This is a genomic window from Micromonospora sp. DSM 45708, assembly GCF_039566955.1.
Taxonomy (GTDB): domain Bacteria; phylum Actinomycetota; class Actinomycetes; order Mycobacteriales; family Micromonosporaceae; genus Micromonospora.
The window spans coordinates 215,174-229,050 of record NZ_CP154796.1; the positions used below are offsets into that span (position 1 = coordinate 215,174).

Sequence of the window (13,877 nt, forward strand, 5' to 3'; positions counted from 1 at the left end):
TCCGACATCACCAGCGACCTCCCGCGACTCGCGGCGGTTTCCCGGCCGCACCGGGGGACCGACGTGCCGGGTGCCGTCGGCGTGCCCCGCGCCGGGGCGGGGCTGCCCAGCGGCCTGCCGCCGGGCGAACGGCTGCGGGTGCTGCTGGTCGAGGACGACGAGGGCGACGCCTTCCTGGTCGGCGAGCTGCTCGCCGAGACCAACTCGATGATCGATCTGCTGGTCGCGACCAGCCTCAGCGAGGCCCGCCAGCGGGTGATGGGCGTCGACTGCGTCCTGCTCGACCTGGGCCTGCCCGACGCGCAGGGCCTGGACGGGCTGCGCCGGGTGCTGGAGATGGCCAGCGGCGCCGCGGTCTGCGTGCTGACCGGCCGCTCCGACGAGCACCTGGGCATCGTGGCGGTCGCCGAGGGCGCGCAGGACTACCTGGTCAAGGGGCAGGTCGACGGCGTGCTCCTGACCCGGGCGCTGCGTTACGCGGTGGAGCGCAAGCGCGCCGACGTGAACGCCCGCCGGCTGCGCGAGGTGGAGCTGCGCCAGGCCGAGTCCGCCCGCCTGGAGCGCGGCCTGCTGCCGCAGCCGCTGATGACCACCGACGAGGTGTCGGTGCACACGTTCTACCGGCCCGGTCGGCACGCCGCGCTGATCGGCGGCGACTTCTACGACGTGGTGCAGACCCGCCCGGACCGGATCGACCTGATCGTCGGCGACGTCTGCGGTCACGGCGTGGACGAGGCCGCGCTCGGCGTCGAGCTGCGCGTCGCCTGGCGGGCGCTGGTGCTGGCCGGGGTGCCGGACGACGAGGTGCTGCCCGCGCTGGAGCAGGTGCTGATGAGCGAGCGCCGGCTTCAGGAGATCTTCGCGACGGTGGCCACCGCCCGGCTCGACCTGGCGTCCGCGCGGGCCACCGTACGACTCGCCGGTCACCCGCCGCCGCTGCTGCTCAGCGGCGGTAAGGTCGCCCCGGTGCCGGCCAAGGGCGGGCTGCTGCTCGGCGTCCGGCCCCGCCGTCCCGTTGCCTTCGATCTGGAGTTCGACACCGATGACTGGTCCCTGTTGATGTATACCGACGGCCTCATCGAGGGCCGGGTCGACGGCGGCGACGAACGGCTCGACGTGCCCGGCCTGACCGGCCTTCTCGCCGACCCGGCCAACCGGGCGGTGCCGCTGTCCGAGCTGCCCGCGTGGCTGGTCGGCCGCGCCGAGCAGATCAACGGCGGCCCGCTCGCCGACGACGTGGCGATGCTGCTGGTGACCCGTGGCGGGGGACGGTAGTGAGCGCGGGGAGTGAGCCGGGTCTGCGAGCCCCGCGGTCGCGAACGGAGACGGCACGATGAAGGCGTACGAGCAGGGGTGGACGCTGCGGCGGCGGGTGGCCGCGCTGCTCGGCGTGGTCCTCGCGCTGCTGCTCGGGCTGGCCGCCGCGGAGGCGGTGGTCGCCGCGAAGAACCGGCAGAACATCGACGCGGTGCTGATCAGGACCGGCCCGTTGCGGGTCCAGGCGCAGGAGCTGATGAGCGTCCTGCTGGATCAGGAGACCGCGGTTCGCGGTTACGCGGTGAACGGCGACCGCAGCGACCTGGCCCCCTACCAGGAGGGCGTGCAGCGCGAGCAGAGCTTGCTCGCCTCGATCCGTGACCTGTCCGCCAGCTACCCGGACGTGCGCCGCGAGCTGGGCGTGGTCGAGCAGCGGACCACGCAGTGGCGGGCCCAGGTGGCCGAGCCGGTGATCGCGACCACGGAGCGCAGCGGCCCGGCGGCCGGCCGGGCGTTGATCACCGACCGGACCCGGCAGCAGTTCGACGGGATACGGGCGTCCGTCACCACGCTCCAGGACGAGATCCTCACCGTCCGCAAGGAGGCCGCCGACCGGGTCAACTCGACGAGCAACGCGCTGGTCCTGCTGTTGATCATCGCGGCGCTGGTGGTGGCGGTGGCCGGCACGGTCATGCTGCTCTCGCTCGACCGGATCCTGATCCGCCCGCTGGCCGCGCTGGTCGGGCAGGTGCGGGAGGTGGCCGAGGGCGACTACCAGCACCGCATCTCCGGGTCCGGCCCGCCGGAGTTCCGCCGGCTCGCCGACGACATCGACCAGATGCGCCAGAAGATCGCCCAGGAGCTGGACGAGGTACGCCAGGCCCGGGAGCGGATCGAGTGGGTCAACGACCAGCTCCAGAAGCAGGCCGAGGAGTTGACCCGCTCCAACCGTGACCTGGAGCAGTTCGCGTACGTGGCCTCGCACGACCTCCAGGAGCCGCTGCGCAAGGTGGCCAGCTTCTGCCAGCTCCTCCAGCGGCGCTACGCCGGGCAGCTCGACGAGCGGGCGGACCAGTACATCGCGTTCGCGGTGGACGGCGCGCAGCGCATGCAGCGGCTCATCAACGACCTGCTCGCGTTCTCCCGGATCGGCCGGCTCACCACCGGCTTCACCGAGGTCGACCTGAACCGGGTGATGGGTGACGTGGCCGGGCAGACCGAGGCGGCCCGGCAGTACGCCGACGCGGAGCTGACCTGGGACGAGATGCCGACGATCCGCGGCGAGGAGCCGCTGTTGACCAACCTGCTGGTCAACCTGGTGAGCAACTCGGTGAAGTTCCGCCGCCCCGACGTGCCGTCGAAGGTGCACGTGTCGGCCCGGCTGGTCGACGACGAGTGGGAGATCAGCTGCCGCGACAACGGCATCGGCATCGAGCCGGAGTTCGCCGACAAGATCTTCGTGATCTTCCAGCGGCTGCACTCGAAGGACGCGTACCCGGGCACCGGCATCGGGCTGGCGATCGTCAAGAAGATCGTGGAATACCACGGCGGCCGGGTCTGGGTGGACACCGACGTCGAGGAGGGCACCACCATCCGGTTCACGTTGCCCGCGCTGGAGGCCGACATCGAGGCCGCGCGGGCGGCCGAGAACCCGGCGGCGGAGGCCGGGACCGCCGAGCCGGCCGAGGACGCCCCGGTGGACGTCGCCCGGCAGCCGGACGGCGCGGCAAGCGAGGAGCCGCCCGCGGCGGCGGACCGGCACGACACCAACGGTGGCATGAAGGAGACGGTGGGATGACCGCGCCTGCGGACGGCAAGAGCCCGATCGAGGTCCTGCTCGTCGAGGACGATCCGGGCGACGTGCTGATGACCCAGGAGGCGTTCGAGGAGCACAAGCTCCGCAACCGCCTGACGGTCGTCTCCGACGGCGCCGAGGCGCTGGCCTACCTGCGCCGTGAGGGCCAGTACACGGACGCGGTGGCGCCCGACCTGATCCTGCTCGACCTGAACCTGCCCCGCCGGGACGGCCGGGAGGTGCTGGAGGAGATCAAGAAGGACGAGCACCTCCGCCGGATCCCGGTCGTGGTGCTCACCACGTCGCAGGCCGACGAGGACATCCTGCGCAGCTACCAGCTGCACGCCAACGCCTACGTGACCAAGCCGGTGGACTTCGAGCGCTTCATCTCGGTGGTCCGCCAGATCGACGAGTTCTTCGTCAGCGTGGTCAAGCTGCCGCCGCGTGGCTGACCCGCTGCTGGACGACGTCGCCGGGCTGCTGCGGGAGGCCGCGGCCGAGGTCGTGGTGCCGATGTTCCGGCGGCTCGACCCGTCCGACATCTCCGAGAAGGCGCCCGGCGAGGTGGTCACCGTCGCCGACCGTGAGGCCGAGAAGCTCATCTCCGACGGGCTGCGGCGGCTGCGTCCCGGTTCGGTGGTGGTCGGCGAGGAGGCCGTCGCCGAGGATCCGGGCCTGCTCCGGCACCTGGGCGGCAGCGGTGACGTCTGGCTGGTCGACCCGGTCGACGGCACCTCCAACTTCGCCGCCGGGAAGCGGCCGTTCGCGCTGATGGCGGCGCTGCTCACCGACGGCGTACCGGTGGCGTCCTGGGTCTACGACCCGCTTGACGACACGATGGCGGCCGGCCGGCTCGGCGCGGGCACCCGGCTGGACGGCACGCCGGTGCGGCCCGGCCGGCCGGTGCCCGAGGTGGGCGCGTTGCGGGGCACCGCGATGACGCGGTTCCTGCCCGGCGACTTCCGCCGCGACGTCGAGGCCGGTGGTCGCCGGATCGGCGAGCTGCTGCCCGGCCAGCACTGCGCCGGCCGGGAATACCTCGACCTGCTCACCGGCGCGCAGCAGTTCGTCCTGTTCTGGCGCACGCTGCCGTGGGACCACACCCCCGGCACGCTGCTGGTCCGGGAGGCCGGCGGGGTGGCCCGCCGCTTCGACGGCACCGACTACCACCCCGCCGACGAGGGCCGGGGCCTGCTGGTCGCGGCCAGCGAGGCGATCTGGGACGAGGTGTACGCGGCGCTGCTGGCGAGCTGAGCAGCGCTCCGCGACACCGCCGGCACGCTGCGTCGACGATGCGCGTCCGGCGCGGTCACCGGCCTGGCGTGGCGCGCGCGGTCCGGTATCGTGACCGGCGGTTTCCGCCAGCAGGCCGCCGCCCGGCGCCGGTGGAGCCGCCGCCGCGCACGGTCGACTCGGGGGGCCGGCGGTCGACGGAAGGACCATCACGTGCCCAGGACCAGGCTCACCGGCCGCCGCGTCCGCCGGTCGCTGCTCGCGCTGCTCGCCGCGACGGCCGTGCTGCTCGGCGCCGGCCTCGCCACCGCCGGCCCGGCCGCCGCCGCGCCCAGCCCGAACGCCCCCGACGAGGGCGGCAGCAAGCAGCTCCGGGACGCGCTGGAGGCCGCCGCGAAGGGCCACATCGAGGCGAAGAACCGGCTGGACAACTCCAAGCGTCGCCAGGTCGCGCTGGCCGCCCAGATCAAGGACATCGAGGCACGCCTCGTCGGGCTGACCGCCCAGGCCGGTGAGGTGGCCGTGCAGTCCTACCGGATCGGTCGGCTGGCCCCGACGTCGATGCTGCTGGCCAGCTCCGGGCCGGACGACTTCCTGCACCGGGCGGCCGAGCTGGACATGATGGCCCAGCGGGACAGCAAGCGGCTGGGTGACCTGGCCGACGCGAAGGCCGAGGCGACCGAGTCGAAGCTGGCCCTCGACGCCGAGGTGCGCGAGCAGCAGAAGCAGCTCGCCGTGCTGGCCAAGAAGAAGAAGGACGCCGAGGTCGCGCTCGCCAAGGTCAGCTCCGGCTCCGGGTCCGGGTTCAGCGGCAGTTCCTCGTCGGCCAAGCCGGCGCCGCGCAACTCGGACGGCTCGTGGCCGTCGGAGTCCTGCTCGGTGAGCGACCCGACGCCGGCCGACGGCTGCATCACACCGCGCACGCTGCACATGCTCCAGCAGGCCCAGGCCGCCGGCTACAAGCGGTATGCGTCCTGCCACCGCAGCGGCGGGGGCGGCGAGCACCCCAAGGGGCGGGCCTGCGACTTCTCCGCCGCCAGCGGCGGCTTCGAGGACAAGACCGCGACCGGCGGCGACAAGTCGTACGGCGACAGCCTCGCCAACTGGGCGAAGAACAACGCGAACCGGCTCGGCATCATGTACGTGATCTGGTACCGGCAGATCTGGATGCCGAACACCGGCTGGCGGGCGTACAGCGGGGGTGGCAGTCCGGCCGCCGACCACACGAACCATGTTCATATTTCGATGTACTGACCCGGACGGCCAGGAACGCCGCGTACCCTCGCCACGGTGAGCAGCACATCGTCCGATTTCGTCACCGCGCCGGCGACCGTCGCGCCGGCCCCGCCGCGCGCCCTGCCGAACGGGCTGGCCGCCTTCCTGGTCTTCCTCTCCAGCGGGGCGGTGCTGGTGCTGGAGACCGTGTCGCTGCGCCTGGTCGGCCCGTACGTCGGGGTGACGCTCCAGGTGACCAGCTCGGTCATCGGCATGGCACTGGCGGCCATCGCGTACGGGGCGTGGATGGGCGGGTGGCTCGCCGACCGGCGGGACCCGCGCGCCCTGCTCGCCCCGGCGCTGGTGCTGGCCGGCATCGCCACCGCCGTCACCCTGCCCATCGTCAGGTACGCCGGTGAGGCGCTGCGCGGCGGCGCGGCCAGCGCGGTGCTGCTGCTGACCGCGCTGACCGTGCTGCTGCCGGCCGCGCTCCTGGCCGGGATCACCCCGCTGGTGGTGAAGCTCCAGCTCGCCGACCTGCGCCGCACCGGTCAGGTGGTCGGCAGGCTGTCCAGCATCGGCACGCTCGGCGGCATCACCGCCACGCTGGGCACCGGCTTCATCCTGGTGGCGGCGCTGCCCAGTTCGGTGATCGTGCTGGCGTTGGCCGCGGTGCTCGGCGTGACCGGGCTGGTGCTCGGGTTCTGGCTGCGGCGACGCTCCGGCGCGGCGTTGTCCACGCCGGGCCGGGCCAAGGCGGCGCTGGCGCTGATCGGGCTCGCCGCCGCCGGGCTCAGCGCGGCGGCGCCGAACCCGTGCGATGTGGAGACCGCCTACCACTGCGCCCGGGTCGAGGCGGCCCCGGACCGGCCGGACGGGCGCACGCTCTACCTCAACTCGGCCCAGCACTCCTACGTCGACCTGACCGACCCGAGACACCTGGAGTACGCGTACACCCAGTGGATCGGCCTGGTCGCGGACGTGGCGCGACCGGCGGGGGAGCGGATGGACGCGCTGCACCTGGGCGGCGGCGGATTCACCGTGCCGCGCTACCTGGCCGCCACCCGGCCGGGCACCGACAACCTGGTCTTCGAGGTCGACGGCGGCCTGGTCGAGCTGGACCGTCGGGAGCTGGGCCTGGAGACCGGGCCGGAGCTGACCGCCCGGGTGGGTGACGCCCGGGTGCTGCTCGGCGGCGAGCCGACCGACAGCCGGGACTTCATCGTCGGTGACGCGTTCGGCCACCTGGTGGTGCCGTGGCACCTGGCCACCCGGGAGATGGCCGCCGACATCCGGCGGGTGCTCCGCCCGGACGGGATCTACGTGCAGAACGTCATCGACCACCCGCCGGGCCGGTTCATCCGGGCCGAGCTGGCCACCGTCTCCGCCGTGTTCGACCACGTCGCGCTGATCGCCCCGCCGGGCGCGGTCGACGGCCGGCAGGGCGCGAACTTCGTGATCGTCGCCTCGGACGCACCGCTGCCGCTGACCGCGGTCCCGGCCGGCCTGAAGCCGCTCCCGGAGCCGGCCGAGCTGCTCGACGAGGCGGCGACGGCGACGTGGACCGGGGACGCGCGGGTGCTCACGGACGATTACGCCCCGGTGGACCAACTCCTCGCGACCGCCTGATCGGGTGATGTTCCTGACCGATTCCGACCGGTCAGGTGTAGCCGGGGCCACTTCGGGCAACTGCACCGACCATGGGTGGACCGGTCAGGAACGGCGTGCAACTGCTCGGTGAGCGGTACCGCCTGGTCGAGCAGTTGGGTGCCGGCGGCATGTCGGTGGTCTGGCGCGGCTACGACGAGGTGCTCGGCCGGCAGGTGGCGGTCAAGGTGCTGGCCTCCCGGCTCGCCAGCGACAAGGCGTTCCGGCACCGGATCCGCGTCGAGGCGCAGGCCGCCGCGCGGCTCTGCCACCCCAACATCACCAACGTGTACGACTACGGCGAGTCCGTCCAGGTCGGGCTGACCGTGCCGTACGTGGTCATGGAGCTGGTCGACGGCGGCCCGCTCAGCAGCCGGCTCGGCCGGGACGGGCAGTTGCCCTGGCGGGAGGCGCTGACCATCGGCGCGGAGGTCGCCTCCGCGCTGGCCACCGCGCACGCCCGGGGTGTGGTGCACCGGGACGTCACGCCCGGCAACGTCATGCTCACCGCGACCGGCGTGAAGGTCGTCGACTTCGGGATCTCGGCGCTGGTGGGGGAGAGCGACAAGGGACCGGACGGCGCGCTGCTCGGCACGCCCGCCTACCTGGCCCCGGAGCGCCTGGACAACGGCCACGTCTCGCCCGCCACCGACATCTACGCGGTCGGCCTGCTGCTCTACCGGATGCTCACCGGCCGGCTGCCGTGGCAGGCCAGCACCACCACCGAGATGCTGCGCGCGCACATGTACCGCGACCCGGACCCGATGCCGCCGGTGCCCGGCCTCCCCGGCCAGGTCGCCGACCTGGTCCAGCGGTGCCTGGCGAAGCGCCCCGAGGACCGCCCGCCCACCGCCGAGGTGGCCCGTACGCTCGCCGAGGCGGTCGGGATCGCGTCGATCGTGCCGGTGTCACCGGCGTTCGGCGGCATCGACCCGGCGCTGATGGCGAACGCCGGCACCACCATCCTGCCCTGGTCGGCGGCGACCGACGCGGTGCCGTACTCGGCGATCCGCACCCGGACCCGGGGCGCGGCGGCACGGCGGCGCAAGGTGGAGGCCGGGGTGGCCGCTGCCGGGCTGATCGCGGTGACCGCCACGATGTGGGGGCTGACGTCGCGGAGCCCGGCCAGCGGTGGGGTGGAGCCGACCGAGGCGCGGATGGGGCTGCCCGAGCCGGTGCCCTGCGCGGTCGACTACTCGCTGCGCCGCGACACCGGCAAGGACTTCTCCGCCGAGTTGACGCTGACCAACACCGGTCCCCGGGAACTGCGCGGCTGGACGATGAGCTTCAGCTTCCCCGGCAAGCAGGCGATCACCGCGGCCCAGCCCCCGGTCCGGCAGGTGGGGCGCACCGTGTCGGTGGCGGCCCCGACGCCGGATGCGGCGTTGGCGCCCGGCGCGTCGACGAAGCTGACGCTGAGCGGGCGCTACACCGGGAGCAACACGTTGCCGGTGGAGTTCAAGCTCGGCAACAGCACCTGTGGCGTGCAGGTGTCGGGCATCGCCGGCTCGGTGCCGATCACCACCGCGCCGAAGACGACCCGGGCGCCGGTCAAGCCGGCCGCCAAGCCGGCCGCCAAGCCGGCCGCCAAGAGCGGGCCGGCCGAGGCGAAGCCGGCACCGAAGCCCAAGGCCGAGCCGAAGCCGAAGCCCAAGGGCAAGGAGAGTGGTAAGGGAAAAGGGAAGTGAAGCAGCCGAAGGGGGGTGGGCACGGCAAGGGCAAGGGGCCGAAGGACTGACGGTCGGGCCGGCGCCCGGTCAGGTGAGCGCCGCGAAGTGTTGCACCTGGGTGATGCTGCCCTCCACGATGAGCACGCTGTCCGGCGCCAGCACCGTCTCCGGCCCGGCGTAGCGGAACGGCTGGCCGGGCAGCTTCGCGCCGACCACCATCACCCCGTACCGGTCCTGCGGGGACAGTTCGCCCAGCGCGCGCCCGACCAGCGGCGGCGGCACCCGCACCTTGGCGATGGCGAAGTCGTCGCCGAACTCGATGAAGTCGAGCATCCGGCTGACGATCAGGTGGGCGACCCGCTCGCCGGTCTCCGCCTCGGGGAACACCACGTGGTGCGCGCCGACCGAGTGCAGGATCTTGGCGTGCTTGTCCGACGTGGCCCGCGCCCAGATCTGCGGGACGCCCAGCTCGGCCAGGGCCAGCACGGTGAGCACGCTCGCCTCGACCGAGGCGCCGATGGCGACCACCACCCGGCCGAAGTCCGCCACCCCGAGCTGCCGCAACGCGGTCTCCTCGGTGGCGTCCGCCTGCACGACCCGGTCCAGCTCGGCCGACCACCGCTGGACCCGGGCCGGGTCCCGGTCGATGGCGAGCACCTCGTGGTCGAGGCGCGCCAGCGAGCCGGCGAGGTGGTGGCCGAACCGGCCCAGGCCGATCACGACGACACCGGTGTCGTCCGCGCGTCTAGCCGACAATGGGTTGCTCCTCCGGGTAGCGGTACAGACGACGTCGGGTGTTCAACGCGATGGCCGAGCCGAGCGTGAGCGGACCGATCCGACCGACGTACATGAGCGCGGTCAGCACGTACTGGCCGGGCGCGGGCAGCCGCTGGGTGAGGCCGACGGTCAGGCCGGTGGTGCTGAACGCGGAGGTGACCTCGAAGAGCGCGGCGTAGAGGCGTACGTGCGCGGTCATCGCGATCAGGCCGACCGTGCCGGCGGCCACCAGCGCCACGCTGAGCAGCGCGACCGTCAACGCCTGCCGCTGGCTGGCCGGGGACACCCGGCGGTTCCCGACCGTGGTGTCCGGCTCGCCGCGCAGCTCCGCCCAGATGGCGAAGCCGAGCAGGAAGAACGTGGAGACCTTGATACCGCCGGCGGTGCTGGCGCTGCCGCCGCCGATGAACATCAGGCCGATGAGCATCGGGTAGCTCTCCTCGGTGAGCCGCCCGACGTGGATCACGTCGAAGCCGCCGGTGCGGCTCAGCGCGATCTGGGTGAATGCCGCGAGCGTCTTGCCCGGCACGTCGAACCTGCCGATCGTGGCCGGGTTGGTCCACTCGGCCAGCAGCAGGTAGCCGAAGCCGCCGACGGTGAGCACCAGGCTGCCCCAGACGGTGAGCTTGGTGGCGACCGCCCACCGGTCCGGCCGCCGCCACTCCCGGAACGCCTCGAACAGCGCCGGGAAGCCGAGCCCGCCGATGATCGCGCCGACGCTGAGCGGCAACGCCACCCACGGGTCCCGGGCGAAGGCGACCAGCCCGTCGGAGTAGAGCGCGAAGCCGCCGTTGTTGAACGCCTGGACCGAGTGGAACACCGCGTACCAGAGCGCGCGCCCCGGCGGGTAGTCGAGGGCCAGCCAGAAGCGCCCGCCGATCACGGCGGTCATCAGCGCCTCGGTGACGAAGACGGTGGCCGCGATGCGGAGCAGCAGCCGGCGTACGTCGCCGAGGCCGAACTCGGCGGTCTCGGCCTGCACCAGCAGCCGGTTGCGTAGTCCGAGCTGACGGGAGACGGCCAGGATCAGCAGCGACGCGCCGGTCAGGATGCCGAGGCCGCCGAGCTGCGTGAGCACGGTGATCATCACGAGCCCGAAGTCGGTCCAGTAGTTCGGCGTGTCGGTCACCGCCATGCCGGTCACCGAGACCGCCGACGTGGCGGTGAACAGCGCGGTCTCGAACGGCGTCCAGCGCTGCGTACTGGTGGCCCAGGGCAGCATGAGCAGACCGGTGCCGACCAGGATCACCACCAGGAATCCGAGCGGCACCAGCCGGACCGGTTTCCGGAGCAGGCGGCGCACCAGGTCATCTTCCGTCCGGAGATTCACCGGCAGGTCAGGAACCGACCAACTGGGCGTCAACCACGCCGGGTCTGCTGTGCGTACCCATCGACGACAGGAGACGGCGTTGCGACGTACCCTTTCTGCCCTCGGCGTGGCCGGCGCACTGCTCGCGGCTGCGGCCGTGGTGGTGCCGGCCGTGGCCGCCCAGGCCGGCCCGGACCCACGCGCCGAGCGCCCCCGCGCGACCCAACGGCCGATCGTGATCGGCCACCGGGGCGCGAGCGGCTACCGCCCGGAGCACACCCTGGAGTCGTACCGGCTCGCCATCCGGCAGGGCGCCGACTTCATCGAGCCGGACCTCGTCTCGACCCGGGACGGCGTCCTGGTCGCCCGGCACGAGAACGAGATCTCCGGGACGACCGACGTGGCGGCCCACCCCGAGTTCGCCGGTCGCAAGGCGACGAAGACCATCGACGGGGTGACGGTGACCGGCTGGTTCACCGAGGACTTCACGCTCGCCGAGCTGAAGACGCTGCGCGCCAAGGAGCGGCTGCCCCAGGTGCGGGTGACGAACACCGCGTTCGACGGCCGGTTCGAGATCCCCACCTTCCAGGAGGTCATCGACCTGGCGCGGGCCGAGTCGACGGCGCGCGGCCGGACCATCGGCGTCTACCCGGAGACGAAGCACCCGACCTACTTCGCGTCGATCGGGCTCGCGCTGGAGGAGCCGCTGGTCGCGACGCTCCGGCGGAACCGGCTGACGCACCGGAACGACCCGGTCTTCGTCCAGAGCTTCGAGACCGGCAACCTGCGCAAGCTCGACAAGATGATCGACGTACGGCTGGTGCAGCTCATGGACGCGACCGGCGCGCCCTACGACCTCGCCGCCGCCGGCGACCGCCGGACCTACGCCGACCTGGCCACCGCCGCGGGCCTGGCCTGGGTCTCCCGGTACGCCGACGGGGTCGGCCTGAACAAGAACCTGATCGTGCCCCGCGACGCCGCCGGCCGGCTGCTGGCGCCGACCTCGGTGATCCCGGACGCGCACCGGCTGAAGCTGGTGGTGCACGCCTGGACGTTCCGGGTCGAGAACCAGTTCCTGCCGGCCGACTTCCGGCTCGGCGCCGACCCGAACGCGCGCGGTGACATCACGTCCGAGTATGAGCTCTTCTTCGACCTGGGCCTGGACGGCGCGTTCGCCGACCAGCCGGACACGGCGGTGGCGGCCCGCGCCGGCCGCTGACGCCCGCTTGTCGCCTCGTCGGGGCGCCCGCGTCACGCGGGCGCCCCGACGCGCGTTCGGTGGCCGTGCGCGTGCGCTGCGGTCAGCTCTGAAGGCGGCGAGGGAGAGTGGCCCGCGTGGTGCCTGGGAACTTGATGGCGGGAATGAGTCGATCCCGGGCCGGGGCCATTCGGCGCGACTTCGGCTGACGGGCGCGAGTCGTCCCGGCTGGCGGATGGTGTGCCCGCGCGGCGTGGATGGCGTGACCCACTTACGCCATCAAGTTGCCAGGGGTTCGGAGGCTGTCGGGCTGGCGGCTCGACGACGGAGGTGCCGCGACCGGGCGGGGAGTGCGGGCCGCGGTGAATGGGCGGGGCCGACACCGCGACCCGGCCCCGCGTGGTGCGGCGGGCCACCCCGGGTCGGCCGGGTTACGAGGTGGTGTCCGGGGTTGTAACGTGCGGCCATCCCGCCCCGGGCACTTGTGTGCGTCGACCACATAGCCCGTGGGTGACGTCACTTCTAGCGTGAGCCGACAACTGACAATCCTCCTGTCCTCACCTGGAGTCGTAATGACGTTCCGGCACACGCGACGGGTGTTCCTTTCCGCCGCCACGATGACGGCGGTCGCGCTGGCCGCCACGGCCTGTGGCAGCCCGCAGGACACCGCCTCCGGCGGCGGCGACGCCGCGCCGGTCAAGGTCGGCCTGGTCTACTCCCAGTCCGGGCCGCTGGCCAGCTACGGCAAGCAGTACATCGAGGGGTTCAAGGCCGGCCTCGACTTCGCCACCAAGGGCACCGGCAAGGTCGGCGATCGCACCATCGAGCTGAGCGAGGCCGACGACGCCGGCGACCCGGCCAAGGCCGTCTCGGCCGCCAAGGACCTGATCGGCAAGGGCACGAAGATCATCGCCGGCTCCACGTCCTCCGGGGTGGCGCTCCAGGTGGCCCCGATCGCGGCGCAGAACAAGGTGCTGTTCATCTCCGGGCCGGCCGCCACCGACGCGGTGACCGGCGCGAACAAGTACACCTTCCGGTCCGGCCGGCAGTCCTGGCAGGACGTGGTGACCGCCAAGTCGTTCATCGGCGACGCGGCCGGCAAGAAGGTCGTGGTGTTCGCCCAGGACGGCGCGTTCGGCGACGCGAACGAGGCCGCCGTGAAGGCCGTGATCGGCGGCGCCGGCGCGACCGTGAGCAGCGTCCGCGCGCCGGCCAGCGCCACCGAGTTCACGCCGTTCGCCAGCCAGATCAAGGCCGCCAAGCCGGACCTGCTCTTCGTCGCCTGGGCCGGCACCACCGCCGGCGCCATGTGGCAGACGCTCGACCAGCAGGGCGTCCTCGCCGCCACCACGGTCGTCACCGGCCTCGACATCCGCGCCTCCTGGCCGACGTTCGGCGCGGCCGGCAGCAAGATCTCGTTCCTGTCGCACTACTTCGACGGGGCCAGCGACACCGAGGCCGCCAAGGCCGCCAAGGCGAAGATCCCCGGCGGCACGCTCGACCTGTTCCACCCGGACGGGTTCGCCGCCGCGCAGATGGTCGTGCGCGCGGTGCAGGAGGGCGGCGACGACGTGGAGAAGATGGTCAAGGCGCTGGAGGGCTGGGAGTTCGAGGGCGTCAAGGGCACCATGAAGATCCGCGCCGAGGACCACGCCCTGCTCCAGCCGATGTACCAGGCCAAGCTCACCGGCAGCGGCACCGCGTTCACGGCCACCGCGCAGAAGACCCTGACCGGTGACGAGAGCGCGCCGCCGGTCGCGCAGATGAAGGGCTGAC

General features: G+C 72.9%; 11 protein-coding genes. 9 read left to right on the top strand and 2 right to left on the bottom strand.

What is annotated here, in order from left to right; all coding sequences use genetic code 11:
* Window positions 1-63: 63 nt before the first annotated feature.
* The 7 genes from VKK44_RS01095 (at window position 64) to VKK44_RS01125 (ending at window position 8,835) form a co-directional block, all read left to right on the top strand.
* Complete coding sequence (locus tag VKK44_RS01095; RefSeq protein ID WP_343444943.1) at window positions 64-1,275, top strand: PP2C family protein-serine/threonine phosphatase; 1,212 nt, start codon at window positions 64-66, stop codon at window positions 1,273-1,275.
* Window positions 1,276-1,333: 58 nt separating this feature from the next.
* Entirely contained in the window at window positions 1,334-3,055 is a 1,722-nt protein-coding gene (locus tag VKK44_RS01100; protein WP_343444945.1) for a sensor histidine kinase, read from the top strand.
* Window positions 3,052-3,504 (top strand): response regulator, encoded by a 453-nt coding sequence (locus VKK44_RS01105; RefSeq protein ID WP_343444947.1) that lies wholly within the window; start codon window positions 3,052-3,054, stop codon window positions 3,502-3,504. The genes VKK44_RS01100 and VKK44_RS01105 overlap by 4 nt, the downstream gene beginning before the upstream one ends.
* Window positions 3,497-4,306, top strand: a complete 810-nt coding sequence (locus VKK44_RS01110) for an inositol monophosphatase family protein (RefSeq protein WP_343444948.1) — start codon at window positions 3,497-3,499, stop codon at window positions 4,304-4,306. Before VKK44_RS01105 ends, VKK44_RS01110 begins: the two co-directional genes overlap by 8 nt.
* Before the next feature lie 192 nt (window positions 4,307-4,498).
* The gene (locus VKK44_RS01115; RefSeq protein ID WP_458351592.1) at window positions 4,499-5,539 is read left to right on the top strand and encodes a coiled-coil domain-containing protein; all 1,041 of its coding nucleotides are present in this window, start codon (window positions 4,499-4,501) and stop codon (window positions 5,537-5,539) included.
* Between the two features lie 36 nt (window positions 5,540-5,575).
* On the top strand, window positions 5,576-7,129 hold the full coding sequence (locus VKK44_RS01120) for a fused MFS/spermidine synthase (protein ID WP_343444950.1): 1,554 nt from the start codon (window positions 5,576-5,578) through the stop codon (window positions 7,127-7,129).
* 71 nt (window positions 7,130-7,200) lie between these two features.
* A complete protein-coding gene (locus tag VKK44_RS01125; RefSeq protein ID WP_343444951.1) occupies window positions 7,201-8,835 on the top strand; it encodes a serine/threonine-protein kinase in 1,635 nt (544 codons plus the stop codon).
* Between the two features lie 69 nt (window positions 8,836-8,904).
* Here VKK44_RS01125 and VKK44_RS01130 read toward each other — a convergent pair whose 3' ends face one another.
* A complete protein-coding gene (locus tag VKK44_RS01130) occupies window positions 8,905-9,573 on the bottom strand; it encodes a potassium channel family protein (RefSeq protein WP_343444952.1) in 669 nt (222 codons plus the stop codon).
* On the bottom strand, window positions 9,563-10,897 hold the full coding sequence (locus tag VKK44_RS01135; RefSeq protein ID WP_343444953.1) for a TrkH family potassium uptake protein: 1,335 nt from the start codon (window positions 10,895-10,897) through the stop codon (window positions 9,563-9,565). Before VKK44_RS01135 ends, VKK44_RS01130 begins: the two co-directional genes overlap by 11 nt.
* A 106-nt stretch (window positions 10,898-11,003) precedes the next feature.
* Between VKK44_RS01135 and VKK44_RS01140 the strand changes: the two genes are divergently transcribed.
* Entirely contained in the window at window positions 11,004-12,122 is a 1,119-nt protein-coding gene (locus VKK44_RS01140; RefSeq protein WP_343444955.1) for a glycerophosphodiester phosphodiesterase, read from the top strand.
* A gap of 551 nt (window positions 12,123-12,673) precedes the next feature.
* On the top strand, window positions 12,674-13,876 hold the full coding sequence (locus VKK44_RS01145; RefSeq protein WP_343444956.1) for a substrate-binding domain-containing protein: 1,203 nt from the start codon (window positions 12,674-12,676) through the stop codon (window positions 13,874-13,876).
* Window position 13,877 lies beyond the last annotated feature (1 nt).

What these genes read in the sequence shown, in the direction of transcription:
- VKK44_RS01100 (WP_343444945.1), top strand. Translation starts at nt 1,334, where the DNA reads ATGAAGGCGTACGAGCAGGGGTGGACGCTGCGGCGGCGGGTGGCCGCG.
- VKK44_RS01105 (WP_343444947.1), top strand. Translation starts at nt 3,052, where the DNA reads ATGACCGCGCCTGCGGACGGCAAGAGCCCGATCGAGGTCCTGCTCGTC.
- VKK44_RS01125 (WP_343444951.1), top strand. Translation starts at nt 7,201, where the DNA reads ATGGGTGGACCGGTCAGGAACGGCGTGCAACTGCTCGGTGAGCGGTAC.
- VKK44_RS01145 (WP_343444956.1), top strand. Translation starts at nt 12,674, where the DNA reads ATGACGTTCCGGCACACGCGACGGGTGTTCCTTTCCGCCGCCACGATG.